This window comes from Streptomyces sp. NPDC058045 (assembly GCF_042885635.1).
Lineage (GTDB): Bacteria > Actinomycetota > Actinomycetes > Streptomycetales > Streptomycetaceae > Streptomyces.
Genome location: NZ_JBHVRR010000022.1, coordinates 53012 through 78165, shown reverse-complemented (window position 1 = coordinate 78165; position 25154 = coordinate 53012). Strand labels below are relative to the sequence as shown.

General features: G+C 72.4%; 24 protein-coding genes and 1 riboswitch. Of the genes, 17 read left to right on the top strand and 7 right to left on the bottom strand.

Translation table 11 applies throughout. The annotated features are described in order from the left end of the window. Positions 1 to 96: 96 nt before the first annotated feature. Positions 97 to 1437, top strand: coding sequence for a diaminopimelate decarboxylase (locus ACFVST_RS16010; protein WP_390151358.1), 1341 nt, complete (start codon positions 97 to 99; stop codon positions 1435 to 1437). 21 nt (positions 1438 to 1458) lie between these two features. Here ACFVST_RS16010 and ACFVST_RS16005 read toward each other — a convergent pair whose 3' ends face one another. Continuing rightward, the gene (locus ACFVST_RS16005; RefSeq protein ID WP_390151355.1) at positions 1459 to 2139 is read right to left on the bottom strand and encodes a TetR/AcrR family transcriptional regulator; all 681 of its coding nucleotides are present in this window, start codon (positions 2137 to 2139) and stop codon (positions 1459 to 1461) included. A 228-nt stretch (positions 2140 to 2367) separates the two neighbouring features. Here ACFVST_RS16005 and ACFVST_RS16000 point away from each other — a divergent pair, with 228 nt between their 5' ends. Further along, positions 2368 to 2925 carry an NAD(P)H-dependent oxidoreductase gene (locus tag ACFVST_RS16000; RefSeq protein WP_390151352.1) on the top strand — a complete coding sequence of 186 codons (558 nt, stop codon included), beginning with the start codon at positions 2368 to 2370 and terminating at the stop codon, positions 2923 to 2925. A 523-nt stretch (positions 2926 to 3448) separates the two neighbouring features. Beyond that, positions 3449 to 3603: riboswitch (cyclic di-AMP (ydaO/yuaA leader) on the top strand. Positions 3604 to 3607: 4 nt separating this feature from the next. Continuing rightward, complete coding sequence (locus ACFVST_RS15995; RefSeq protein WP_390151350.1) at positions 3608 to 4438, top strand: transglycosylase SLT domain-containing protein; 831 nt, start codon at positions 3608 to 3610, stop codon at positions 4436 to 4438. 96 nt (positions 4439 to 4534) lie between these two features. Here ACFVST_RS15995 and ACFVST_RS15990 read toward each other — a convergent pair whose 3' ends face one another. From ACFVST_RS15990 to ACFVST_RS15980, 3 genes are all read right to left on the bottom strand, one after another. Next, a complete protein-coding gene (locus ACFVST_RS15990) occupies positions 4535 to 6064 on the bottom strand; it encodes a helix-turn-helix domain-containing protein (RefSeq protein ID WP_390151347.1) in 1530 nt (509 codons plus the stop codon). Between the two features lie 368 nt (positions 6065 to 6432). Beyond that, a complete protein-coding gene (locus ACFVST_RS15985) occupies positions 6433 to 7491 on the bottom strand; it encodes a PhlD (RefSeq protein ID WP_390151344.1) in 1059 nt (352 codons plus the stop codon). Positions 7492 to 7705: 214 nt separating this feature from the next. Further along, on the bottom strand, positions 7706 to 8560 hold the full coding sequence (locus ACFVST_RS15980; protein WP_390151341.1) for a helix-turn-helix domain-containing protein: 855 nt from the start codon (positions 8558 to 8560) through the stop codon (positions 7706 to 7708). 153 nt (positions 8561 to 8713) lie between these two features. On the opposite strand from ACFVST_RS15980, the gene ACFVST_RS15975 reads away from it, so the two are divergent. Continuing rightward, positions 8714 to 9439: an SDR family NAD(P)-dependent oxidoreductase gene (locus ACFVST_RS15975; protein WP_390151338.1), complete on the top strand. Its 726-nt coding sequence runs from the start codon at positions 8714 to 8716 to the stop codon at positions 9437 to 9439. A 29-nt stretch (positions 9440 to 9468) separates the two neighbouring features. Here ACFVST_RS15975 and ACFVST_RS15970 read toward each other — a convergent pair whose 3' ends face one another. Next, positions 9469 to 9810, bottom strand: coding sequence for a (2Fe-2S)-binding protein (locus ACFVST_RS15970; RefSeq protein WP_390151335.1), 342 nt, complete (start codon positions 9808 to 9810; stop codon positions 9469 to 9471). A gap of 352 nt (positions 9811 to 10162) precedes the next feature. Between ACFVST_RS15970 and ACFVST_RS15965 the strand changes: the two genes are divergently transcribed. The 10 genes from ACFVST_RS15965 to argF all read left to right on the top strand — a co-directional run bounded on the left by ACFVST_RS15965 (position 10163) and on the right by argF (position 19389). Further along, on the top strand, positions 10163 to 10537 hold the full coding sequence (locus ACFVST_RS15965; RefSeq protein ID WP_390151332.1) for a cupin domain-containing protein: 375 nt from the start codon (positions 10163 to 10165) through the stop codon (positions 10535 to 10537). 287 nt (positions 10538 to 10824) lie between these two features. Further along, positions 10825 to 11127 carry a hypothetical protein gene (locus ACFVST_RS15960; protein WP_390151330.1) on the top strand — a complete coding sequence of 101 codons (303 nt, stop codon included), beginning with the start codon at positions 10825 to 10827 and terminating at the stop codon, positions 11125 to 11127. Positions 11128 to 11340: 213 nt separating this feature from the next. Beyond that, positions 11341 to 12288, top strand: coding sequence for an MIP/aquaporin family protein (locus ACFVST_RS15955; RefSeq protein WP_390151327.1), 948 nt, complete (start codon positions 11341 to 11343; stop codon positions 12286 to 12288). Positions 12289 to 12521: 233 nt separating this feature from the next. Then, a complete protein-coding gene (locus tag ACFVST_RS15950; protein ID WP_390151407.1) occupies positions 12522 to 12920 on the top strand; it encodes a cell division protein SepF in 399 nt (132 codons plus the stop codon). A gap of 219 nt (positions 12921 to 13139) precedes the next feature. Continuing rightward, positions 13140 to 14336 carry an AAA family ATPase gene (locus ACFVST_RS15945; RefSeq protein ID WP_390151324.1) on the top strand — a complete coding sequence of 399 codons (1197 nt, stop codon included), beginning with the start codon at positions 13140 to 13142 and terminating at the stop codon, positions 14334 to 14336. 80 nt (positions 14337 to 14416) lie between these two features. Then, positions 14417 to 14746, top strand: coding sequence for a nucleotide pyrophosphohydrolase (locus ACFVST_RS15940; protein WP_390151404.1), 330 nt, complete (start codon positions 14417 to 14419; stop codon positions 14744 to 14746). Between the two features lie 172 nt (positions 14747 to 14918). Then, positions 14919 to 15401 (top strand): DUF6099 family protein, encoded by a 483-nt coding sequence (locus ACFVST_RS15935; RefSeq protein ID WP_390151321.1) that lies wholly within the window; start codon positions 14919 to 14921, stop codon positions 15399 to 15401. A gap of 26 nt (positions 15402 to 15427) precedes the next feature. Beyond that, entirely contained in the window at positions 15428 to 16354 is a 927-nt protein-coding gene (locus ACFVST_RS15930) for an LLM class F420-dependent oxidoreductase (RefSeq protein ID WP_390151318.1), read from the top strand. A 530-nt stretch (positions 16355 to 16884) separates the two neighbouring features. Continuing rightward, the gene (locus tag ACFVST_RS15925; RefSeq protein ID WP_390151315.1) at positions 16885 to 18126 is read left to right on the top strand and encodes an arginine deiminase; all 1242 of its coding nucleotides are present in this window, start codon (positions 16885 to 16887) and stop codon (positions 18124 to 18126) included. Between the two features lie 237 nt (positions 18127 to 18363). Further along, positions 18364 to 19389 carry an ornithine carbamoyltransferase gene (gene argF / locus ACFVST_RS15920; RefSeq protein ID WP_390151312.1) on the top strand — a complete coding sequence of 342 codons (1026 nt, stop codon included), beginning with the start codon at positions 18364 to 18366 and terminating at the stop codon, positions 19387 to 19389. 26 nt (positions 19390 to 19415) lie between these two features. Here the strand turns inward: argF and ACFVST_RS15915 are convergent, their stop codons facing one another. Beyond that, positions 19416 to 19865 carry an ATP-binding protein gene (locus ACFVST_RS15915; RefSeq protein WP_390151309.1) on the bottom strand — a complete coding sequence of 150 codons (450 nt, stop codon included), beginning with the start codon at positions 19863 to 19865 and terminating at the stop codon, positions 19416 to 19418. A 247-nt stretch (positions 19866 to 20112) separates the two neighbouring features. Here ACFVST_RS15915 and ACFVST_RS15910 point away from each other — a divergent pair, with 247 nt between their 5' ends. Genes ACFVST_RS15910 through ACFVST_RS15900 form a run of 3 tightly spaced genes read left to right on the top strand, consistent with a single transcriptional unit; the run spans position 20113 to position 24081 of the window. Then, the gene (locus tag ACFVST_RS15910) at positions 20113 to 20940 is read left to right on the top strand and encodes an enoyl-CoA hydratase family protein (protein WP_390151306.1); all 828 of its coding nucleotides are present in this window, start codon (positions 20113 to 20115) and stop codon (positions 20938 to 20940) included. Next, the gene (locus ACFVST_RS15905; protein WP_390151303.1) at positions 20925 to 23237 is read left to right on the top strand and encodes a bifunctional salicylyl-CoA 5-hydroxylase/oxidoreductase; all 2313 of its coding nucleotides are present in this window, start codon (positions 20925 to 20927) and stop codon (positions 23235 to 23237) included. The genes ACFVST_RS15910 and ACFVST_RS15905 overlap by 16 nt, the downstream gene beginning before the upstream one ends. 40 nt (positions 23238 to 23277) lie before the next feature. After that, positions 23278 to 24081 (top strand): hypothetical protein, encoded by an 804-nt coding sequence (locus ACFVST_RS15900; RefSeq protein ID WP_390151300.1) that lies wholly within the window; start codon positions 23278 to 23280, stop codon positions 24079 to 24081. Positions 24082 to 24308: 227 nt separating this feature from the next. Here ACFVST_RS15900 and ACFVST_RS15895 read toward each other — a convergent pair whose 3' ends face one another. Further along, positions 24309 to 25148, bottom strand: coding sequence for a PaaX family transcriptional regulator C-terminal domain-containing protein (locus ACFVST_RS15895; RefSeq protein ID WP_390151298.1), 840 nt, complete (start codon positions 25146 to 25148; stop codon positions 24309 to 24311). Between the last annotated feature and the right edge of the window lie 6 nt (positions 25149 to 25154).

The window sequence follows — 25154 nt, the reverse complement described above, 5'->3', positions numbered from 1 at the left end:
TTCGTCGCCGGGCACGCAGACACCGCGCCGGGCCGCGCCGCACAGTGAGGTGGTCCCCCGCACCCCCACGAAGGCAGGTCACCCCTCATGGCTCTGATGGCTTCGGAATCCGCCGCGCGCCGGGAAGCAGCCGTACGGGCCGCCGTGGAACGGGGGTTGGTGGGCCCGGACGCCTCCGTGCTCGGGCTGCTCGACGTGGACGGGATCCGGGGCGCGGTCCGGGCGCTGCGGGAGGCGTTCGCCGGGACGGACGTCCTGCACACCTTCGCGGTGAAGGCGGCCTCGCTGGTGCCGGTGCTCGCGCTGCTGGACGAGGAGGGGGTGGGCGCCGAGGTGGCGAGCCCGGGGGAGCTGGCGCTGGCCCGGGCGGCCGGGGTGCCCGCGGAACGGATCGTCTTCGACTCCCCGGCGAAGACCCCCGCCGAGCTGCGGGACGCCCTCACCCACGGCATCGCCGTGAACGCGGACAACCCGCAGGAGCTGGCCCGGATCGACGCCCTGGTGGCCGAGCTGGGGACGGGCGGCGCGCGGGTGGGCCTGCGGGTCAATCCGCAGGTCGGCACCGGTTCCATCGGCGCGATGAGCACGGCGACCGCCACCTCCAAGTTCGGCGTGGCACTGCGCGATCCGGGCGCCGAGGAATGGGTGCTGGACGCCTACCGCACCCGCCCCTGGCTGACCCGGCTGCACACCCACACCGGTTCCCAGGGGGTGCCGCTGGAGCTGATGGCGGAGGGTGTGCGGGCCGCGTACGAGCTGGCGGAGAAGGTCAACTCGCAGGCCGGGCGGCAGCAGGTGGACACCCTGGACATCGGCGGCGGTCTGCCGGTCAACTTCGCCTCGGACGAGGCCACTCCGGGCTTCGCCGAGTACGCGGGGATGCTGCGGGCGGCGGTGCCGGGGCTGTTCGACGGGCGGTACACCCTGGTCACCGAGTTCGGCCGGTCGCTGCTGGCGAAGCAGGGGCTGATCGCGGCGCATGTCGAGTACACCAAGACCGCGGGCGGCCGGCGGATCGCCGTGACGCACGCCGGTGCGCAGATCGCCACCCGTACCGTCTTCGTGCCCGAGGCGTGGCCGCTGAGGGTCGGCGCCTTCGACGCGGAGGGGCGGCCGAAGACCACGCCGGAGCTGGTGCAGGACGTGGCGGGGCCGTGCTGCTTCGCGGGTGACCTGGTGGCACGGGGGCGGGAGCTGCCGGAGCTGGCGCCGGGCGATCTCGTCGCGCTCTATGACACCGGCGCCTACTACTTCTCGACCCACTTCCACTACAACAGCCTGCCGCGGCCCGCCGTCTGGGGTTTCGTCCTGGACGAGACGGGAGCGGTGACCTTCGCCGAGGTCAGGCCCGCGCAGACGGTGGCGGAGGTGCTCGGCGAGAGCGGCGCGGCACAGGCGGCGGCGCTGACCGGGCTCGGCGGCGGACGTTCCGGCTGAACTCGGAGGGCGGTGGAGCGGTCAACTCCCCTGTGGAGAACCGGAGTCGGAGGTGTCGCCGGGGACGCCGAGCTGGGTGAGGAGGGTGTGCCAGTGGGCCTCCAGGCGGGACAGGGGGAGGCCGCGCTCATGGATGAGGTGGTGGGCGAGGGCCGGGTCCAGGGCGCCGAGGAGGGTGTGCGCGAGGAGCAGGGTGTCGCCGAGGGCCGCCCCGGCCTCCCGCAGCAGCAGCTCCAGATGGGAGAGGCGGAGCCGGGTCGCGGGCACGGTGAGGCTGCGCAGCGGGTCGGTGCGGGTGGCGAGGACCAGGTCGTTGTGGTCCCGCTCGTGCCGCAGCACCGCGGGGCCGAAGGCATGGAGCCGCTCGGCGGCGGGGGCGCCGGGGCCGACGGGGGGCGGGCCGGTGAGGAAGGCGGTCTGGAGCTGGATCTCGCGGTGGTCGAGGAGGGCGAGCAGCAGGCCGGTGCGGTCGCCGAAGCGGCGGAAGAGGGTGCCCTTGCCGACGCAGGCCGCGGTGGCCACGGCGTCCATGGTGAGCTGGGCGGCGCCGTGTTCCGTGACCAGTCGGGACGCGGCCTCCAGCAGGCGGCTGCGGTTGCGGGCGGCGTCCGCGCGCAACGGGCTCTCGCCGCCGGGCGGGATCACGGGGAGGCCGGACGGTGCGGCGCCGGACCCGGGCGGGGGCGGTGGGAGGCCGGTCATGAACCCAGCGTAACGTCTTTCCGGGATTAAGTGGACCGTGGTCCGGATAGGTGCTACAACTTTAAACGGACCTCGGTCCGGTTGGTAGCCGTCGCCCCGGGGACGGCCCGCCCGTCGTACCGCAGTCCCCTTATCCGCACGCTCCACCGCCCTACCGCCCTACCCACCGATCCGTCCTCGGACGCCCCCGCGCGTATCGATGACGCCCTTGCCTTCAGGAGTCCCCCCATGTCCATACGCATCCTCGCGCTCGTCGGCAGCCTCCGCGCCGGCTCCCACAACCGCCAGTTCGCCGAGACCGCCGTCAAGAACGCGCCCGAGGGCGTCGACATCTCCCTCTACGAGGGCCTGGCCGAACTGCCCTTCTACAACGAGGACATCGACATCGAGGGCAGCGTCCCGGCCGCCGCCGCCAAGCTGCGTGAGGCCGCCGGTCGGGCCGACGCCGTCCTGCTCTTCACCCCCGAGTACAACGGCACCATGCCCGCCGTGCTCAAGAACGCCATCGACTGGCTGTCCCGCCCCTTCGGCGCCGGCGCCCTCAGCGGTCTCCCGGCCGCCGTCGTCGGCACCGCCTTCGGCCAGTACGGCGGGGTGTGGGCGCAGGACGACGCCCGCAAGTCGCTGGGGGTGGCCGGTGCGCATGTGCTGGAGGGCGCCAAGCTGTCCATCCCCGGCTCGGTGACCCGCTTCGCCGAACTCCACCCCGGCGACGACGCCGAGGTGGTGACCGGCCTCACCGAGGTCCTGCGCCACATCACCGAAAAGGCCGAAGCGGCCGCCTGACCGGCCCGGCATCCGGACTCCGTATCCGGCATCCGTAACCGTTGCGCCCCTCCCTGCCCGGGAGGGGCGCAACGGGTTTTTGCTCCCGGTGCGGCCTACATGAACACCCGTACCGGCAGGGCGGCTTCGGGGACGCGGCCCCGTTGCGTGCGATTACATGTGCCATGTCAGGCTATGCGTTGTATGGGCGTTTTAGGGCATTGATGGGGTAAGTGTGCAGTCTGGGTTATCCGGGTAACTTGTGGGCTCATGGCCGTTGTTGGGTGATGCGCGGTGTTGGTCGGGGTCGTGAGATGGGTCACGGGGGAGTGGGCGGTGGTCGAGGGGTGGTGGAATCGGCGGGCCGTCATCTTCCTTTCCCGGATGCAAAGTTGAAGCAAGTGCCCGGAAGTGGAAAAAGCGATCTTTCCTTTTTGGATCATTGCCGCGCATTGTGCTGCGAATTCAGGACTTGTTCGCCCGGATCGGTCTCGCTTACGGTCACGGAACTCCGGACGGAACGCCTAATCCTGCCGCCGACCGGAATCCGTAACCGATCACTTACGGGCAGGAGCGGGGGAACCAGGTAAGTCGCCGTTCTATTGCGGAACGGCTTGGGGTGAAGCCGTGTGCGTCCATACGGCCGGGCATCTCCAGCCCGAACCCGACAGCTCACCTCGCAGGCGCCGGAGAGGAATTCGCCATGCCCGCAAAGGGTAAGCACCGCCGTGCCGGGATCCGTTCGCTGAAGCGCACCCTGGCCGTCGCCGGCACCGGTGGTGCCGCACTCGTCCTGCCGCTGGTCACCGTCGACACGGCATCCGCCACCCCGTCCGCACCGCAGGTCAGCGTCAAGCACACCGCGGCCCACACCGCCGCGGCGAAGTCCGCCGGCACCATCTACGCGGTGGTGCACGGCGATTCGCTTTCGAAGATCGCCCACAAGCACTCGGTACGCGGCGGCTGGCACAAGCTGTACGAGGACAACCGCCGTGCGGTCGGCGGAAATCCGAACCTCATTCACCCCGGACTCAAGCTGACGATCGGTGGGAAGGCCGCCGCGCCCAGCGCCGGAAAGTCCGCCCCGAAGAAGGCCGAAAGCTCCGCGAAGGCCGAGCGTTCCGCCGCCAAGAACCGCGCCAACCGCTCCGAACGGCGCGCCCCGCGCACCGCCACGAAGAGCAAGGTCGTCACCGCTGCCGCGAAGACCTACAGCAACAACCTCGACGGCTGGATCCGGGAATCCCTGGATGTCATGGCGCAGCATGGCATTCCCGGTTCCTACAACGGCATTTACCGCAATATCATCCGCGAGTCCGCCGGTAATCCGATGGCGATCAACAACTGGGACTCCAACGCCGCGAAGGGCACGCCCTCCAAGGGCCTGCTCCAGGTGATCGACCCGACCTTCCAGGCGTACCACGTGCCGGGCACCTCCCTGAACAGCTACGACCCGGTGGCCAACATCGTGGCCGCGTGCAACTACGCCGCCGACCGCTACGGCTCCATCGACAACGTCAACGGCCCCTACTGACAGGCCCGTTGACGGCAGTAACCGGCGTCCCCTCGCCCGACCGGCGCCCCCTTCCCACCGCGGCACACGCGGCGGTGAAGGGGGCGCCGATCGTCGTCAGGGTCCCGGGGGCGCGGTCCGGCCGGTGGCGGGGCGGGCGAGATCGAGGGCCCGGCAGGCCAGCCACAGGTCGTGGCGGGCGCTCGGACTGTGCAGCAGCGAGCGTTCCAGCAGCGCCTCCAGCCGGGTGAGGCGCTTGCGGGCGCCGGGCACGGAGATGCCCAACTCGGCGGCGGTGGACGGCAGATGGGCACTGTGGCGGAGCCAGGAGTGCAGGGTGGCGGCCAGTGCGGCCCCGGCGGGCTCGTCGAGCGGCCGCAGTTCCTCCGCGGCCCAGGCGGCGAACTCGGGGCGGGCCAGCAGATCGTCCAGGACCGGCGCGGGCCCGTCGCCGGCGGTGGCGGGGTGGGGTCTGCCCGGGGTGGCGCGGATCCGGAGGGCGAGGGCCAGCGCCGCCTGGTCGCCGAGCCGCGCCAGGTCCAGCCCGACCAGCTCCTCCACCAGCCGCAGCCGTACCGCCAGTGTGTTGCGGTGGATCTTCAGCTGGCGGACCGCGCGGGAGGAGAACGACAGCCACGAGGAGAGGGTGGCCGCCAACTCCTGCCCGTCGGGGTCCTGGCCACGCCGCGGCACATGGTCGCGCAGCGGGGCCAGCAGCTCGTCCGCCCAGCGCGAGCCGGCCGCCCCGACGAGCAGCGCGGGATCGCCGCCGCTGCCGAACCGGGCCCGCCGCCCGGCCTGTTCACCGGCGACCGCCAGCGCGTGGAAGGCCTGCGCGTAGCCGGTGGCGATGTCGACCAGCGGCACCGGGTGGCTGACCCCGACCACGCAGTCCGCGGCCTCCTCGGTGATCTCCGCGTCCAGTGGTTCCGCGGCCCGGTCGGGCGGCGAGGGGGCGATGACGATCACATGGTGGGAGTAGACGGGGCAGCGCACCACCCAGGCCCGGCCCTGCCACAGCCGCCGGCACACCTCGATCACCGCGTCCCGCCGCGGCTGCGGGCAGCGCACCACGTACAGCGCGGCGTGGTCGGGGAGTTGGGGGCGGAGGGCGCCCGCTATGCGGCGGGCGGCGGAGAGTTGGCCGGTCATCAGGAGGTGCAGGACGGCCTCGCGGTTGCGGGCCTCGGCGAGTTCGACCCGGTGCCGCTGCTCCTGGGCGCGCTCGCTGGTCCAGCACAGTCCCAGCGGCACGGTGAGATCGGCCAGCAGTACGGGAAGCCCCGCCGGTATCGGGGTGCCGATCACCAGGGCGAGCAGCGGGGCGCCGGTGTCCGGGTCGGCGGCCGCGTCCAGCGGCAGCAGGAAGGCGGTGCGGCCGCCACCGCCGAGGGAGACGGAACGCAGTCCGCGGTCGGTGAGCCGGCGGGCGGCGGCCGCGGCCAGTTCCGCCGCCTTCCCGTCCTCGGCCCGGTCGTGCGGGGGATGCCGGGCGAGTTCCCGGCCGTCGGGGGTGAGCAGTGCGGCCCAGCCGCCGGTGCGCCGGACCAGCCAGTCCAGGAGTCCCTTGCTGCCGCCGGAGCGGGCCAGCCGGTTCATCCGGAGCAGGTCCTCGGCACGGCGCCCGCCGTACCCGGCGGCGTCCATGCCACCGCCGTGCCGCGTCCCGCCGCCGTCCACCGCTGCCCCACTCCCGTCCCGGCGCCCCGAGGGTGTTCCTCTCCGGTGAGCGGGTCCGCTATGGCCCAATGGCGCCGGACCTGCGACGATACCGGTTACCTACGGGTTTGTAGGGGTCGAGGTGGCCGTCGTCACTGTGCGCGGTGAAACCGCCCTCGCAGATCACCGTGCGAGATGATCCTCGAACTGGCGAGCGGTCCGCTCTACGATCGGCCTGGGCCGGGGGAGTCAGGGGAGTCCCCCAGGCCAGGCCGGGTGCGGGACAGGGGGCAGCGGTCCGCGGGGGTGGCCACTGGAGGTTCCGCCCCGGCCCATCGACTCCGCGCCGGGCGCCGTCAGTTCCGCCAGGTGCCGCGGAGCGCGGAGACGGCGAAGCCGGGGCTGAAGGCGACGGCCACCCCTGAATCGCCGTCGGCGGGCGGGGTGTTGTGGAAGCGCTCCAGGATGCCGAGGATGCTGGGGCCGCCGCGGTTGCCCTCCTCGGCGAGGAGTTCCCTGGAGTGCCGGGTGTCGGCCGGTGCCAGGCCCAGGCCGGTGGCGACGTCGTCGATGATGACGGGGCTGCCGGGGTGGATGACGGCGAAGTCCGGGGAGGCGCCGGAGAGCCAGTCCCGCAGATGCGGCATGGAGGCGTCGGCGGCCTTCTTCGCGGCCTTGGTGCTGTCGAAGTGCAGCCCGCGCTCGTCGATCCGGCCGCGGTAGCGGTCGGTGGTGTCCGGGAGCAGCAGTTCCAGGGTGGAGTCGGAGCCCACGGGGTGCTCGACGGTGAGGCCGGGCCCGTGCCGTTCGGTGGAGACCACGCAGGCGGCGGCCGAGTCACCGAACAGCGCCTTGTAGATCATGCTCTGCATGGAGTCCTGGCGGTGGTTGTAGACGGCGCTGATCACCTCGGAGACCACCACCAGCACCTTGCTCCCGGGCCGGGCGCAGGCCAGTTCCGCGGCCCGGATCAGTGCCTGTACGCCACCGCCGCAGGCCAGGGTGGTCATGGCGAACCGCCGTACGCCGGGCGGCAGTCCGAGCCGGTTGGTGAGGTGGACGTCCAGGCCGGGCACCGCCCAGGAGGTGGAGTGCGAGGTGATCAGCGCGTCCACGTCGCCGGGTCCGATGCCGGCGGTGTCGAGGGCGAGCAGGGCGGCGTCCTGGCCCATCCGGAGGGCGTCGGCGAAGGCGGACTCGGCGCGTTCGGTGATCCCGGCGTCCCCGGCCACCACCGGGGAGTCCAGCGGATGGCAGAAGTAGCGGGTGTCCACACCGACTCCGGCGACGATGCGCAGGATGGCGCCGAGGCGCGGGTGGTCGGCGTGGTGGGATCTGATGTCGTCGAGGATTTCCTGAGTGCTGACCTTGTGGCGGGGGAGCACACTGGCGGGGCGGGTGATGTGGGCCGGCACGGGCAGACTCCCAAAAGTGATCGAGATAGCAAACCTCTCGATCAAAGTACGGCAATTTGACTGCGTCTTTGCTGAACTCCTGAACATTCGTACGAGAGTGAGGAGTTGTGCCGTGTGTGAGCGGTGCGTGCCGTGCGCATGAGATGTGTGCGCGGTGTGTGCGATGCGGCAGAGAGTACCGGTGGTGCCGGGGCGGGGATGGTCAGGGCGGGGCTCAGGGGCCGCAGAGGGTGCGCGGCGCCCGCAGGTCGTGCCGGCGCCGGTGCGCACCCGCGCGGCCGGGCCGCCAGGCCAGTATCGCCAGCGCCGCACCGGGGGAGTTGACCAGGCCGGCGCTACAGATGTCCACGAAACCATCGCCCAACTCGGGGTGGTGCAGCGGCCGTTGGGCGCCGTCCGGGGACGGCACCGTCACCAGCCCGGTGTCCTTGTACAGTGGCCCGGCCTTGGGGTCGGCCAGCACCAACTGCTCCAGGCGGGCCAGTTCGGGATCGCCGGGCCGCTCCTGCACGGCCCGCCGCAACTGCGGGAAGATCCACGGCGCCCAGGACCGCTCCCAGTCGAGCAGCATCCGGTGGCGGGCCGGGTCGACGGCCATGTAGTGCAGGACGTTCGTCGGGGGGTTGCCCTCGAAGAGCGCCTCGAACTCCCGGTTGAAGGTGATCAGATTCCAGGCGGCGTCGGCGACATAGGCGATCACGCCGCGGATCTCGCGGACCGCGTGCCAGGAGGCGGGGACGACCATTCCGGCGTCCTCGTGCAGCGGCGCCGGGTACTCGCGGCGGGTCAGCCAGTAGAGATGGGTCCACTCCTGCTCGGTCATCCGCAGCAGGACGGCGAGTTCCTTCAGGTACTGCGGTTTGGGGCGTTCCAGGCGGCCGTTGACGAGGCGGCTGTAGGTTCCGCGGGCGCGCTGGGTCAGCTCGTCGATCTGCTCCTGGCTCAGCCCCTGCACGGGGCGGCCGACACCGCTACGCTCCGAGTAGCCGAGGGTCGCGGGGTCGATGGAGGAACGGCAGTCCTCCAGGAGCTTCCTCAGTGCGGCGGTGTCGCCGGTCGAGAGCTGCACCCGTTTCCCCGTTTCCGTCGACGGGGCCGGCCCGGCCCCGGAGATATCTGCAGTGGTTTTACGTGGAAAGACGTGTCGTCAGCCGCCAGACTCTCAGGGTCGCTGTGAAATTTGCACAGTGTCTGTTGCATCACTGACGTAAGGAACTTCGCAATGCGTTCCGAATCCGGCATCACATCTGGCCGGTCCGTGCTCATCACCGAAGGCCATCGGGAGACGTGTCAGGGGATCGCGGCGGCGCTTCAGGAGCACGGTGACCGGGTGGCCGCCACCTACACGGACAGCAGGCCCGCCGTGCCCGCCCTCTCCTTCCCCTGTGATGTCACCAGCCCGGCCGACGTGGAGCGGGCGCTGACCGGCGTCGAGGAACTGCACGGCCCCGTCGAGGTGCTGGTCGCGTCGATCAGCCTCAGCAACGACATGATGCTCCGCTCCGCCGACGAACGCTTCGTCTCCGTCTGCGACAACCATCTGATCGGCAGCTTCCGCCTGATCCGCGCCGCCCTGGCGGGTATGCGCGAGACCGGCCACGGCCGTGTCATCTTCCTCAACACCGAGCACCCCGCCGAACTGCCGCGCCGCTACGGCGCCTCCGAGGCCGCGCTCAACGGCTTCATCAGCACCGTCGTCCGCGAGGAGGCCCGGTACGGCATCACCTGCAACGTGGTGACGGTCTCCGCCCCCCGGCGCACCGCCTGGGGCGAGCCGCCGCAGGGCCAACTCCGGGACCAGCAGGTGTCCGCGGCCGTACTGGCGCCGATGTTCTCGCCGCAGGCGCAGGCCGCCGCGGAGACCGTGAAGTTCCTGGCCGCGGAGAGCGCGGGCACCATCAACGGCGCCAACATCCCTGTGGACCGCGGTTTCCGCATGGTCTCCTGACGGCCTGCCGGTCATCGGCCGACGGCGCCTCAGCGCCCGGCCCGGTCAAGTGCCCCGGGCAGCCCGGCCAGTTCCCTGGCGTCCGAGGCCTCCTGGGGCCGCTGCGCCGGACGCAGCCGCACGAAGATCATCTCGTATCGCACGGCGCACTCGACGAGTTGGGGCTCGCCGCGCGGCTTGCGCTGGCACCGGTACGCGTAGAGGTCGCCGTCCTCTCTGCTTCTCACGATGACCACGACCTCGCCGAAGAGGCGGGTGACGGTGGAGTCTCCTGGGTTCGGGATCGCCGTGACCAGGTCGACCATGTGCCAGCCCGATCTGATGGCGGCACTCAACTCGCGCTGTATACGCCGGTCTGCAGGGGGTGTCATATTCCGCGACGGTAATCCCGGCCGGAAAGCCTTGTCGATGGCCCGGAACCCCGCGAAGCCCTGATCGACTGCTTTCGGACAGAGCTTGGGTGAAAATCGACGGTCCGTTCCGAGCCGCCTCCACAAACCCCCGCACTAAGAATTTCTCCTGCCCAACTCCGCGTATCACCACCGCCTTTGCGCCAATCTCCTGCGACTTACCGCTCCTGCCGCGGCGACGGCTCCGCCGCCCGGCCCGGGCGGCGGCCGACGGCCCGGCCGGTGGGGGAGAATGCGGCGCGCGGTGCGGTGCCGGGCGGGCACGGTGCCCGTATCGCCGGTACCGGGACGCCCGTTGGGGAGGAGTTGCACCATGGCGGAAGCGGAGGCGGCCGTACCGCGCAGGCTGGCCGACGTACGGGAGCTGACCGGGGGCGCCCCGGGCTCGGGTGGGGCGCTGTGGCGGCTGGCCGAGCCGGGCCGCCAACTCGACGCCAACGTGGTGCACTTGCCGCCCGGCCGCCAGGTCGAACCGCACGCCGAACCGGACCTGGATGTGCTCTTCCTGGTCGTCGCCGGCACCGGCGCCCTGGACGCCGACAGCGGCACCGAGGAACTCGCCGAGGGCGCCCTCCTCTGGCTCCCGCACGGCTCCCGCCGCGCCCTGCGGGCCGGCCCCGACGGCCTCTCCTACCTCACCGTCCACCGCCGCCGCCCCGGCCTCACCATCAAACCGCGCCCCAACTAGGCCGTGTCGTGTGGATCTCCGTGGCGTCGCGTGCCCTGGCACGCTCCCCCAGCCACCGCTGGGAGGTGCCCCCACTCGCCACACCGGCCAAACGCCCAAGTACGTCCAGTACGAGGGCGGGCGGTCGGGATGGACGAGGTCCGCACGGCGTCCCGGCTGCCGCTGAAGCGGATCTACCGGTTCTTCGCGGGCAAGGAGGAGCTGGTGGTCTCCGTGCTCCGGCGGCGCGACCAGCGCCGGCGGAAGGCTGGCCGCCCAGGTGGAGCAGGCCGCGGACCCGCGAGCGGGTGCTCGCCGTCTTCGGCTGGCTCGCCGAGTGGTTCGCCGAGCCCGGCTTCCGGGGCTGCGCCTGGATCAACGCCCACGGCGAACTCGGCCCCTCCTCGGCGGCGGTACTGGCCGAGGTCCGCGCGCACAAGCGGGCCTTCCGCGCGCAGATCGCGAGGTGGGCCGAGGCCACGGGGCTGCCCGTCGCGGACGGGGTCCACCTGCTCGCCGAGGGCGCCATGGTGACCGCCGGCATCGACGCCGACCCGTCCCCGGCCCACCACGCCCGCCAAGCCGCGGCGACCCTGCTCGGGTCGGTCTAGCGACAGTCCCGGCCGAGCCGCCGTTCCACCTTCTGGCGGGTCGTCGGGAAGACGTCCTGAACGCCGCCGCGCATCCCGGGAACGGTGCAGACGAGACCGCCCGAGGGCCTGCGGGAGCCCGCTCCCAGACGGCCCGGAGCAGGGCGGAGTCCGGTTGCGGGGGGTATGGGGGCGGGTTACGACGGGAGGAACCTCAGCCCCCGGAGCGCACATATGGCCATGGACATCAAGCTACTTGTCAAGGGATCACCGCTGAAACGCCGCGGCGGACTAGGAGGGGAGTGCCTGGCGGAGTTCCTCGGCACTCTCGTTCTGATCGCCTTCGGTTGCGGCGTCGTCGCGATGGCCGTCGCCGGACTCCCCGGCTCCGGCCGCACCCTGAGTCCCACCACCTTCTTCATCAGCGCGGGAGACTGGCTCCTCATCGGATGGGGCTGGGCCTTCGCCGTGACCTTCGGCATCTATGTGGCCGGCGGCGTGAGCGGCGCGCACATCAACCCGGCGGTCACCCTCGCCTTCGCCGCCCGCCGCGGCTTCCCCTGGCGCAAGGTCCTGCCGTACTGGGGGTCGCAGCTCGCCGGTGCCTTCGTCGGCGCGGCGCTGGTGTACGGCGTCTACCACGATGCGATCAGCGCCTTCGACTCGGTGATGAAGGGGCCCAAGACACACGGGCACACCCTCGCCTCGTTCTCGATCTTCGGTACCTTCCCTGCGCCCTACTTCGGCGGCGGGTACTGGGGGCCGCTGGTCGACCAGATCGTGGGCACCGCGCTGCTGGTGATGATCGTGGTCGCGGTGATCGACCTTCGGAACGCGGCCGTCACGGCCAAACTAGGCCCGCTGATCATCGGCCTCGGAGTCGGCGCGATCGGCCTGTCCTTCGGCGCCAACGCCGGGTACGCCATCAACCCGGCCCGTGACTTCGGGCCGCGGCTCTTCACCTTCTTCGCCGGCTGGGGTGATCTCGCCCTACCGGGCTCCCAACCGGGCGCGTTCAGTTGGTACTTCTGGGTCCCCATCGTGGGTCCGCTGGTCGGCGGCCTGGTCGGAGTGATCGTCTACGACCTGTTCATCGGCGATGTGCTGGCACTGCGGGCCCAGCGGGACCGCCTGGTCCCGCAGTCGCCGGAAACCGGCGGGGAGAGCGCGGGCAGCTCATAGGCGGGGGCACCCGCGCCGGACTCCCGTTCGCCGGCGCGTGCTCGGAAGCCGAACGCCGCGGCCGGGCCGGACCTGACAGGGTCTCCGGCCCGGCCGTTCCCATGCCCGCGATGTGCGGTGAGGGGGGCGCCCGCCGACGGTCCAAGGACGGCGGACCCGTGTCGCGTTGAGCCGAACGGGTGAGATCGCGTAAGAATGGGCCGGTGAGGACATGGAGCACGAGCCCGGACGGGGTGGGGGCAGTGAGCGGCCGCGACGAGACCGACGTGACCGACCGGCAGTGGGAGGGACTGGCCCAGGTGGTGCCCTTGCGCGGGCACGACGCCTGGCCGTCCTGGCCCGGGCACCGGGCGATCGCACCCGAGGACGAGACGGAGACACGGCGCCGCTTCGTGGTGCTGCGGGTGGAGGTCTTCTCCGACGCCCGCGAGGTCGCCGAGACCCTGATGGCGTCGGTGCCGGTGCTGCTTGACCTCACCGGCGCGGAGAGCGAAGTCGCCAAGCGGGTACTGGACTTCGCCAGCGGTGTCGTCTTCGGCCTCGGCAGCGCGATGCACCGCGTCGACCGCAATGTCTTCCTCCTCGCCCCTCCCGGCACCGAGGTCCGCGGGCTGGTCGCGGACGCGGTGTGAGCGGAGGCGGTGGCTTCGCCCGGACCGGGCCGGGTCGGCCGGGGCCGCCGTAGCCGATGGGGGGCGGTGGCCGCCAGAGCCGGGCCCGCACCGTAGTGGTGATCCTCGCGGACCGGCGCTGACGGGAAGATCAACCGGGGCGGGGCCGCGGTCCCCGATGGTGCGAACCGGACAGTGCTAAAACGTTTCGCCCGAGCCGCGGTTCCCTACCGTCCAGCCATGACCGACCGTCCTGCCGCGACCGCGCTGCGCCCGGCTCCCGTCCCGCCCGCCCGCACCCTCCCGGACCCCGCCCGGCCCGCCGTCACCGAACTGCGCCTCCCCGCCTACGCCGGACACCGCGGCACCACCATGCCGCTCGGCCCGCTCACCCTGCTCACCGGACCCAGCGGCAGCGGCAAGAGCAGCGCCCTGCGCGCCTACGAGGCGCTGTCCCGCCTCGCCTCCGGCGCCGAACTCGCCGAGGCCTTCCCCGACCCGGCCGGCTGCATCCCCGAGCGCGCCCGCCCCGACGCCCAGCGGCGCCGCGGCTTCCGCCTCGGCTGCACCGCGGACGGCCCCGCGGGCCACGTCCGCCTCGACCTCGCCGTCCAGGCCGAACCCGAACTGCGTATCGTCGGCGAGCAACTCTCCGTCGGCGGCGCCCCGTTGCTACGGACCGCACTGCGAGAGCCGCGGCTGCGCACCGTGCAGGCCGAGTGGCATCCGGCCGGCGACACCCCCACCGCACTGGCCCCCCTCCCCGACGACCGGCTCGGCACCGCACTGCTGCCGCTGCGGGTGGCGGGTCGTACCGCGGGGCAGCGCAGGGTGCTCGCCGCCGCCGAACAGGTCCTGCTCGCCCTGCGGCCCGTCTTCGCCTGCGACCCGCGGCCGGCCGCGATGCGCGCGCCCATGCCCCTCGGCCCCGGCCGCCTGCTCGGTGACTGCCGCAACCTCGCCGAGGTCCTGCGCCGCACCCGCACCGAGTGCACCCACCGGCACGCCCGCCTGGTCGCCGCGGTCCGCGAGGGCTGCCCGGGACGGGTGGACGACCTGTACACCGAGGACCTGGCCGACGGCACCGTGCGCGCCGTGCTGGACCGCGGCGACGGGGTGCGCACACCGCTGGAGCGGCTGGGCGAGGGCGAGTTGCACCGGCTGGCGCTCGCCCTGGTGCTGCTCACCGGGCCCGGGGTGCTGGAGGTGGACCCGGTGGCCGAGGTGCCGTCCGCGCTCCAGGCCCTCACCGTGCTCGCCGACGGCTTCGACCGTCCGCTCGATCCCCGCCAGGCAGCCGGACTCACCGAACTCGCCGCCGAGATGTGCCGCCGCGGCCACATCCGCCTGCTCGCCGCGGTACGCCAGCCACCGCCCCTGCCCACCGGGACCGGCCCGGCGGCGCTCGTCCCCACGGTGGTAGACCTGGCCGGGTGAGCGAAGACACCGGGCGCGGCGAGCGCAGCGAGGACACCGGAGGCACCGACCGCGAGGAGGCCGGGCGGGAGGCGCCGGGGGTGGGCGAACTCCAGCGGCGGCTGGCGGAGTTCGCCGCGGCGCGGGACTGGGGCCCCTTCCACACCCCCAAGAATCTTGCCGCCGCGCTCAGTGTGGAGGCCGCCGAACTCCTGGAGATCTTCCAGTGGTTGACCCCGGAGCAGTCCGCCGCGGTCATGTCCGACCCGGACGGTGCGCACCGGGTCACCGACGAGGTGGCCGATGTCCTCGCCTATCTGCTCCAGTTCTGCACCGTGCTCGGTATCGATCCGCTGGCCGCTCTGGACGCCAAGATCGACCGCAACGAGACCCGCTTCCCCACCCCCGGCACGGTGTCAGACCCGCGGTGACCAAAGCCAGTTCGTCACTCTCCGGAGTGATGACCTTGTCCACAATCGCTTGTCTGTCCACAGATTTCTGTTTTCCTCTGGCTTTTCGCGCCGAACACCCTCACTCTGGGTAGTGGGCAAGGGAGTTCGGGAGGACGCGAGGCAGGCGCGTCCCGGAAGACGGGGGCGACAGATGGACGTGATGCGGCTCATCGACCAGAGCAGGCACGCACTTGAGGATCGGCAGGAGCCGGTCGCTGTGATGACCGAGGCCTGGCAGGCGCAGGCTCTGGCGCAGGCGGTCGGCAGCAGGATGGCGGTGGGCGGCCCACCGGAATTACGGGGCGAGGCGATCGGCCTCAGCGAGATCGGCGTCCGCGGCTGCGGTGCGCTGGGTCCGCCCAGGCTCGGCCGGGAGGGCATCAGAGCCGCCCGTCTCACTCGTATCGGAGATGCCCGTGCCGCGCTGCTCGACCTCAGCGCGCTGCTCGGCGAGGTCGGCATCGCCCTTGTCGGGCTTGCCTGTTCGGCCGGGGCGGACGGGGTGTACTGGCAGTGCATGGAGGCGATCGACGCGGCTGACGAGTCGCGGGACCGCATCCTGGAGATGGTGCGCAAGCTGACCGACCGCGAGGCCCACCTGCCCGAGCCGGACCGCGCGGCAGGCACCTCATGACATCGGGACCAGGCAGGATGGAGGGTATGGACCTTCGTATTTTCACCGAGCCCCAGCAGGGGGCGAGCTACCAGACACTGCTCACCGTGGCCAAGGCCACGGAAGACCTTGGATTCGACGCCTTCTTCCGTTCCGACCACTACCTCAGCATGGGCTCGTCCGACGGGCTGCCGGGTCCCACCGACGCCTGGATCACCCTTGCCGGACTGGCCCGTGAGACCCAGCGGATCCGCCTCGGCACCCTGATGACCGCAGGAACCTTCCGCCTCCCCGGCATCCTCGCCATCCAGGTGGCCCAGGTCGACCAGATGTCCGGCGGCCGGGTCGAACTCGGCCTCGGCGCAGGCTGGTTCGAGGAGGAGCACACGGCGTACGGCATCCCCTTCCCCAAGGAGAAGTTCGGGCGGCTGGAGGAGCAACTCGCCATCGTCACCGGCCTCTGGGACACCGAGATCGGCAAGACCTTCGACTACGACGGCACTTACTACCAGTTGGCTGGTTCGCCCGCACTGCCCAAGCCCGCCCAGCGGAAGGTGCCGGTCCTGGTCGGCGGGCACGGGGCCACCCGCACCCCGCGCCTCGCCGCCCGCTATGCCGACGAGTTCAACATCCCGTTCGCCTCGGTGGAGGACACCCGGCGCCAGTTCGGCCGGGTCCGGGACGCCGCCGAGCAGGCCGGACGCAAGGGGGACGACCTGGTGTACTCCAACGCGCTCGTCGCCTGTGTCGGCGCCGATGACGCGGAGGTGGCGCGCCGGGCCGCCGCCATCGGCCGGGACGTGGAGGAGCTGAAGGCCAACGGGCTGGCCGGTTCCCCGGCCGAAGTGGTCGACCGTATCGGGCAGTTCACCGAGGCCGGTGCGCAGCGGATCTACCTCCAGATCCTCGACCTGGACGATCTGGACCACCTGGAGCTGATCTCCTCCAAGGTGCAGTCGCAACTCGCGGGCTAGGCAGGGGCCACCGTCCGGGCGTACCCTGGCCGGGAACGGCGGGGCGTGGCAAGGGAGATGGCGACGGGGCGAGGTGCGCGGCGCGTCGGCTGACGCGGCCCTCGCTCCGTCTCGTGACCCGCCCGCCCTCCCGCGCCCTGGCTGTCAGTCGGGATCGGCGTCATGTCGTGGGTCCGGGCGGTGGTCGAGAGGCTTCCTTCGCCTCGCGGAGTCCCGGTCGGTCTTCGTGGAGCAGGAGCGGGCTGTCGAGGAGGAGGACTGGGAGCCGGTCGACGTCTGCCGTGAGCGGATCCGCGGTGCGCTCACCATGACGTTCCCCGAGGGCGGGTCCGGGACGTTCCCCGAGGGCGGGTCCGGTCGCCGAGTTCCTGCTGCGCGTCCACGGCGACGGGACCGCCGGCTGGCGCTGGCACGACAAGCCCTTGCAAACGGAGAGCGGGTCATGACCGGTCCCACCCCCGACCGCCTCCCGAGCCGCCGGACCTCGGGAAGTCCGGTCGGAAGTGGTGCGGGCGGGGAAAGATGGGGGCATGGGATTCCACGTCGACTCCGAGACCGGGCGCCTGCGCCGCGTCATACTGCACCGCCCCGATATGGAGCTGAAACGCCTCACGCCGAGCAACAAGGACGCACTGCTCTTCGACGATGTGCTGTGGGTGCGGCGCGCCCGCCAGGAGCACGACGGCTTCGCGGACGTACTGCGCGACCGCGGTGTGACCGTGCACCTCTTCGGCGATCTGCTCACCGAGACCCTCAGCGTCCCGGCCGCCCGCACCCTCGTCCTGGACCGGGTCTTCGACGAGAAGGAGTACGGGCCGCTGGCCACCGACGCACTGCGGGCTGCGTTCGAGGGGCAGACGGCGGGGGAGTTGGCCGAGGCGCTGGTCGGCGGGATGACGAAACGGGAGTTCCTGGAGCGGTACCCGGAGCCCGTCTCGGTGCGCTTCCACGCCATGGAACTGGACGACTTCCTGCTGCGCCCGCTGCCCAACCACCTCTTCACCCGGGACACCTCGGCCTGGATCTACGACGGTGTCTCCATCAACGCGATGCGCTGGCCGGCCAGGCAGCGGGAGACCGTCCACTTCGAGGCGATCTACCAGCACCACCCGCTCTTCCACGCGGATTCCGCGGGCCCCTTCCACACCTGGTCGCAGGGGCAGGCGGATTATCCGTCCACCATCGAGGGCGGCGACGTCCTGGTCATCGGGCGGGGCGCGGTGCTCATCGGGATGAGCGAGCGGACCACGCCGCAGGCCGTGGAGATGCTGGCGCACAAGCTCTTCGCCGCCGGTTCGGCCCGCACCATCGTGGCACTGGACATGCCGAAGAAGCGCGCGCTGATGCATCTGGACACCGTGATGACGATGGTCGACGGCGACACCTTCACCCAGTACGCGGGGCTCGGCATGTTGCGCTCGTACACCATCGAACCGGGCGGTGACGGCACGGAGTTGAAGGTCACCGACCATCCGCCGGAGCATATGCACCGGGCCATCGCGGCGGCGCTGGGGCTGAGCGAGATCCGGGTGCTGACGGCCACGCAGGATGTGCACGCGGCGGAGCGCGAGCAGTGGGACGACGGGTGCAATGTGCTGGCGGTGGAGCCGGGCGTGGTGGTCGCCTATGAGCGCAACGCCACCACCAACACCCATCTGCGCAAGCAGGGCATCGAGGTCATCGAGATCCCGGGCAGCGAACTGGGGCGGGGGAGGGGCGGCCCGCGCTGTATGAGCTGCCCGGTCGAGCGGGACCCGGTCCCGGGGGCCTGAGTCTTCCGGAGGGCCAGAGTCCGCGCGGGCGGGAAGCGCCTCACGGAACGCCGGGGGTGTACCGAACGGCCGCCACCACGACCGGAACGCCACCACGACCGACATCGCAACCTGCATCACCCTCCGCATCACCATCGCATCGCAACCGGCGTCGACCCGGACAAGGGGGCTGTATATAAATGCCATTAACTGTATAGACTTCCATCGTCCTCGTATCCGCACCCCAGGAGCGCGTCCATGGCGACTGTCCCCAACGAGCTGGCAGGCCGGCACTTCCTCAAGGAGCTGGACTTCACCGCGGCCGAGTTCCGAGGCCTGATCGAGCTGGCCGCCGAGCTGAAGGCGGCCAAGCGGGCCGGGCGCGAGACGGCGTATCTGCGGGGCCGGAACATCGCCCTGATCTTCGAGAAGACCTCCACCCGCACCCGCTGTGCCTTCGAGGTGGCCGCCGCCGACCAGGGCGCCGCCACCACCTACCTGGACCCCAGCGGCTCCCAGATGGGGCACAAGGAGTCGGTGAAGGACACCGCCCGCGTGCTGGGCCGGATGTTCGACGCCATCGAGTACCGGGGCTCCGCCCAGCAGCAGGTGGAGGAGCTGGCCGAGTACGCCGGTGTCCCCGTGTACAACGGCCTCACCGACGACTGGCACCCCACCCAGATGCTGGCCGATGTGCTCACCATGACCGAGCACACCGCCAGACCGCTGGACTCCGTCGCCCTCGCCTACCTCGGCGACGCCCGCTTCAACATGGGCAACTCCTACCTGGTCACCGGCGCCCTGCTCGGGATGGACGTACGGATCGTGGCGCCCCGCGCCTACTGGCCGCAGGAGGAAGTGGTGGCGCGGGCACGGGAGTTGGCCGCGGGGAGCGGGGCGCGTGTCACGCTCACCGAGGACCTGGGGGAAGGGGTGCGGGGCGCGGACTTCGTCGCCACCGATGTCTGGGTGTCCATGGGGGAGCCCAAGGAGGTCTGGGACGAGCGGATCGCCGCCCTCGGCCCCTACGCGGTCACCATGGACGTGCTGCGGGCCACCGGGAATCCGGAGGTGAGGTTCCTGCACTGCCTGCCCGCGTTCCACGATCTCGGTACCGAGGTAGGGCGCGGTGTCTTCGAGCGGCACGGCCTGGAGTCGCTGGAGGTCACCGACGAGGTCTTCGAGTCGGCGCACTCGGTGGTCTTCGACGAGGCGGAGAACCGGCTGCACACCATCAAGGCGGTCCTGGTCGCTACCCTCGCCGGCGCGGGCCCCGCGGCCTGACACCACGGAGATCCGAACGACGCCCCCTAAGCCGTGCGGCGCTTGGGCATTCGTTGTGGGGGCACCACGGGCAGGGTGAACCAGACGGCCTTGCCGGAGTCGGTGGGGCGGTGGCCGCAGGATGAGCTGAGGGTGCGGATCAGGAGCAGGCCGCGGCCGCCCTCCTGCCAGGGGTCGGGCATCTCGTGGAGGCCGGGGGCGGTGAGGTCGCCCGGTGGCCGCGGGTCCGGATCGTGCACCTCGACCTGGCAGCGCGTCGGCAGTACCTCCACCACCAGCTCGATCGGGCCCCGGCCCGCGGTGTGCTCCACCGCGTTGGCGACCAGCTCCGCGGTGAGCAGTTCGGCGGTGTCCGGATCGGCGAGGTGCCCGTACCCGTCGAGCGCCGACCTGATCAGTGCGCGGGCCACCGGTACCGCCGCCACGGTGTGCGGCAGCGTGATCCGCCAGGCGGCGGGAGTCGGGATCTCGTGCACGGGTCAGTCCGATCGGGGCTGGCAGGCGGGCGGTCCTGCGTCAACCGTACGCATGGTACGGGGCGCCCCGGCAGGGGCCGCGGTCGGCGCCGGGCGGGACCAAAGGCCCCTGGGAGGCCGCCGCCGGTATCGCGTACCCGTGACGGCGGTCAGGAAGCGGTGATAGCTTCGAGGGCGTGGCCCGTCGGCCGCGGGAGCCGGCCGGCGGCGGACCGTACCGCCCCCGCCCTCCAGGAGGCCGCGACAGATGAGCCCCTTCACCGGATCCGCCGCCCGCACCCAGGAGTGGGAGCACCTCGGGCTGAGCCTCGACGACGGGGTCGCCACCGTCACCCTCGCCCGGCCGGAACGACTCAACGCGCTGACCTTCGGCGCCTACGCCGACCTGCGGGACCTCCTCGCCCAACTGGCCCGGGAACGCGAGGTCCGCGCCCTGGTGCTGGCCGGGGAGGGCCGCGGTTTCTGCTCCGGCGGCGATGTCGACACCATCATCGGCGCCACCCTCGCCATGGACACCGCCCAGCTCCTCGACTTCAACCGGATGACCGGGCAGGTGGTGCGCGCCGTGCGGGAGTGCCCCTTCCCGGTGATCGCCGCGGTGCACGGGGTGGCCGCGGGTGCGGGCGCGGTGCTCGCGCTGGCCGCCGACTTCCGGGTGGCCGACCCCACCGCGCGCTTCGCCTTCCTCTTCACCCGCGTCGGGCTCTCGGGCGGCGATATGGGCGCCGCCTATCTGCTGCCCCGGGTGGTCGGCCTCGGCCACGCCACCAGACTGCTGATGCTGGGCGAGCCGGTACACGCCGCGGAAGCCGAACGCATCGGCCTGATCTCCCGGCTCACCGAGGAGGGCGGCGCCGACGAGGCCGCCGGTGCCCTCGCCCGCCGCCTCGCCGAGGGGCCTGCCCTCGCCCACGCCCAGACCAAGGCGCTGCTCACCGCCGAACTCGACATGCCGCTCGCCGCCGCCGTCGAACTCGACGCCAACACCCAGGCGTTGCTGATGAACGGCGCCGACTACGCCGAGTTCCACGCCGCGTTCACCGAGAAGCGGCCCCCGAAGTGGCAGGGGCGGTGACCGTGCCCGGCGGGGCGCAGGTCCGCCGGATCGCCGTCATCGGCGGCGGCCCCGGCGGGCTCTACGCCGCCGCCCTGCTCAAACGCCTGGACCCGGCCCGGGAGATCACCGTCTTCGAGCGGAACGCCCCCGACGACACCTTCGGCTTCGGAGTGGTCCTCTCCGACGAGACCCTCGGCGGTATCGAGAGCGCCGACCCGGACGTATACGCCGCGATGCAGGCCGAGTTCGTGCGCTGGGACGACATCGAGATCGTGCACCGCGGCCGGCGGCAGCGCTCCGGCGGCCATGGCTTCGCCGCCCTCGGGCGCCGCCGGCTGCTCGCCCTGCTCCAGCGGCGCTGCCGGGACCTCGGGGTGCGGCTCCGGTTCGGTACCGAGGCACCGCCCGCCGACCGGCTCGCCGCCGCCCACGACCTGGTGATCGCCGCCGACGGAGTCCACAGCCTCACCCGCCGGGCCGGCGCCGAGGTCTTCCGGCCGAGCCTCACCCCGCACCGCTGCCGCTACATCTGGCTCGCCGCCGACTTCGCCTTCGACGCCTTCCGCTTCGAGATCGCCGAGACCCCGTACGGCGTGATGCAACTGCACGGCTACCCCTACGCCGCGGGCGATCGGGCGGCGTCCACCGTCATCGTGGAGATGCGGGAGGAGGTGTGGCGGGCCGCCGGACTCGACGTACCGGACGAGGCGGGGGCCGTGGAGCGGTGCGCCAAGCTGTTCGCGGACGCGCTCGGCGGGCGGCCGCTGCGTGGCAACCGGTCCGTGTGGACCACCTTCCACACCGTCGTCAACGAGCGCTGGTGGCACGGGAACACGGTGCTGCTCGGGGACGCCGCGCACACCGCGCACTTCTCCATCGGCTCCGGCACCAAGCTCGCCGTGGAGGACGCCCTCGCCCTCACCGCCTGCCTGCACGAGCAGTCCGACCTGCCCTCGGCGCTCGCCGCCTACCAGGCGGAGCGGCAGCCCGTGGTGGCGTCCACCCAGCGCGCCGCCGGGGCCAGCCTGCACTGGTTCGAGGACCTCGCCCGCTACACCGGCCAGCCGCCCCGGCAGTTCGCGTTCAACCTCCTCACCCGCAGCCGCCGGGTCACCCACGGCAATCTGCGGCTGCGGGACGCCGGGTTCACCGCCGCGGTGGAGCGGGAGTTCGGCTGCCCGCCGGACACCCCGCCGATGTTCACCCCGTTCCGGCTGCGCGGCCTCACCCTGCGTAACCGCGTGGTCTGCTCCCCGATGGACATGTACGCGGCGCGCGATGGGCTGCCCGGCGACTTCCACCTGGTCCACCTCGGCGCCCGGGCCCTGGGCGGCGCCGGGCTGGTGATGACGGAGATGGTGTGCGTCAGCCCCGAGGGCCGTATCACCCCCGGCTGCACCGGGCTGTGGACCGACGAGCAGGGCGCGGCCTGGGCCCGGATCGCCGACTTCGTGCACCGTAGCGCGCCCGGCACCGCCCTCGGGGTGCAGCTCGGCCACTCCGGACGCAAGGGCTCCACCCGGCTGATATGGGAGGGCATGGACGAGCCGCTGCCGGAAGGCAACTGGCCCCTGCTCGCCCCCTCACCCCTGCCCTACACCCCGCACAGCCAGACCCCGGCCGCCCTCACCGTGGGCCAACTCGCCGCCGTACGCGAGGAGTTCACCGCCGCCGCCCGCCGCGCGGCCACCGCCGGCTTCGATCTGCTGGAACTGCACTGCGCCCACGGCTATCTGCTGTCCAGCTTCCTCTCCCCGCTCACCAACCACCGCACCGACGCCTACGGCGGCTCGCTCACCGGACGTCTGCGCTTCCCCCTGGAGGTCTTCGACGCGGTACGCGCCGTCTGGCCCGAGGACCGGCCGATGACGGTACGTGTCTCCGCCACCGACTGGGCCGAGGGCGGCACCACCGGCGAGGACGCCGAGGCCTGCGCCCGCGCCTTCGCCGCCCACGGAGCGGACGCCGTGGACGTCTCCACCGGCCAGGTCGTCGCCGAGGAGCGCCCCGAGTACGGCCGCTCCTACCAGACCCCGTTCGCCGATCGCATCCGCAACGAAACCGGTGTCCCGGTGATCGCCGTCGGCGCCATCTCCTCCTGGGACGACGTCAATTCACTGATCCTGGCGGGCCGCGCCGACCTGTGCGCCCTCGGCCGCCCCCACCTCTACGACCCGCACTGGACGCTGCACGCCGCCGCCGAGCAGGGCTACACCGGAGAGGGCGTGCGCTGGCCCGAGCAGTACCGGGCGGGCAGCCGCCGCCCCGTCACCGGCCGCACCGACGGGCCCCGCCCCCGCCTCAGCCTTCGGTGACCGGCGCCGGAGGCGTGCGGCCGCTTCGTATGATGGGTGCATGACGAATCCGGAGGCCGAACCGCCCCTGGACTTGGGTGAGTTGAGACTCCGTGCCGAGAACTCCGCCGGGGGTGTGGGGAAGCGGACCGCGCGGTGGGCCGTGATCGTCCTGGCCGCCGGGGCGCTGTTGGTGTTCGCGCTGCTGGAGGCCGCCGACGCCCGGCCCGGTGACGGCTGGCGGCCCAGCAGCCTGCTGGTGCTGGTCGCCGGACTGGCCCTGCTGTGGGGCGTCTTCGGGTTGTTCGACCTCATCTCGCCCTGGTGGCACGTCGGTTGGGCGATCGAAGTCTTCGACGGCGGCCTGGTCGAGTCACGCTTCGGCGAGGTCCGCAGCGTGCTGCCGTTCCGCGGCGGGGTACTCCTCGACGGCGGCCGCGCATTCGTCTCACCCCGTCCGACGCGGGGCCCCGGCCGCTTCACCCTCGCCCATCACCGCGGCGAACGCGCTTCGGAGGTCTTCAACGCCGTCCGTACCGCGGCTGAGGAGGCCCTGGTCGAAGAGGCCCTGGAGTCGCTGCGGGCGGGCCACACGGTCGACTTCCCCCGCACACGCGGAAGGTCCGCCGGCCTGTCGGTGACCGCGCACGGGCTCCGCCTCGACGACGGCAGGGAGTTCGCGTACCCCGCCCTGGAACTGCGCCTGAGCCACGTCACCGACGGAGCCCGCCGGCCCACCGAGGTCCCGGAACGGGCCTCCCTGCTCGAAGTCCGCACCGACGACCGCACCCTCCTGGAAATCCCCCAGCACGGCCCCAACGCCACGGTGCTCCGCGAGATCCTGCGGGCGCTGACGGCCGGCTAGGCAGTGTCCGGAAAGTCCCTCCCCCAGCCTCCGGCCGGGAGGTGCCCCCAGCCCCGCGACGCCTGGCACGCACTCTCGCCGCACCGACCAAACGCCCAAGTACGTCCAGTACGAGGGCGTTCGGCCGGCACGCCGAGAGCACGCACCATGGGGGCACCTCCCAGCCGCCAGGCTGGGGGAGCCGCGGGGCCGCCCTCCGGGCAACGGCGGGACTTTCCGGACACGGCCTAATCCCCGCGTACGAAGGCACCGGCCGCCCGGTGGAGGCGTTGGTGGAGGGCGTGGAAGACGGTGGCGGAGCGGGTGCCGGGCCAGTCGGTGGGGAGCAGTTCGGGGGGCAACCCCGGGTCCGCGTACGGGAGATGGCGCCAGGAGTCCAGGGCCAGCAGATGGTCGCGGAAGGCGGCGGCCGGGTCGTCCGCGGGGTGGGCGGACTTCCGGGACCAGGCGTCGAGGACGGGCTGCTGCCGGTGCAGGAAGGCGCGGTGCTGCGCGGCCAGGGCCGGCAGGTCCCACCAGCGGGCCACCGCCTCCGCGGTCGGCGCGAAGCCCAGATGCTCGCCGCGGAAGAGGTCCACATACGGGTCGAGGCCGAGGCGGCGCAGGGTGTGCCGGGTCTCCTCGTACAGCCGGGCCGGGGCCAGCCACACCCCGGGGGCGGCGGTGCCGAAGCCGAGCCCGGCGAGCCGGGAGCGCAGCAGATGCCGCCGGGCCCGCTCCGACTCGGGCACCGAGAACACCGCCAGCACCCAGCCGTCCTCGGCCCGCGCCGCACCCTGGGCGTAGATCCGCCGGTCGCCGTCGTCCAGCAACTGCCGCGCGTCGGGGGAGAGCGCGTACCCGGCGGCGCCGCCCGCGGTCCGCTCCGGTCGCAGCAGCCCGCGCCGCTTCAGCCGGGACACCGCCGACCGCACGGCCGGCGCGTCCACCCCCGCCGCTCCCAGCAGCCGCACCAACTCGGCCACCGGCACCGGCCCGCCGAACCCCCGGCCGTACGCCCCGAAGAGGGTGACGATCAGGGACCGCGGGGCGGCGGACTGCGACGGCTCGGAGGGGTGCTCACTCACGGGCCC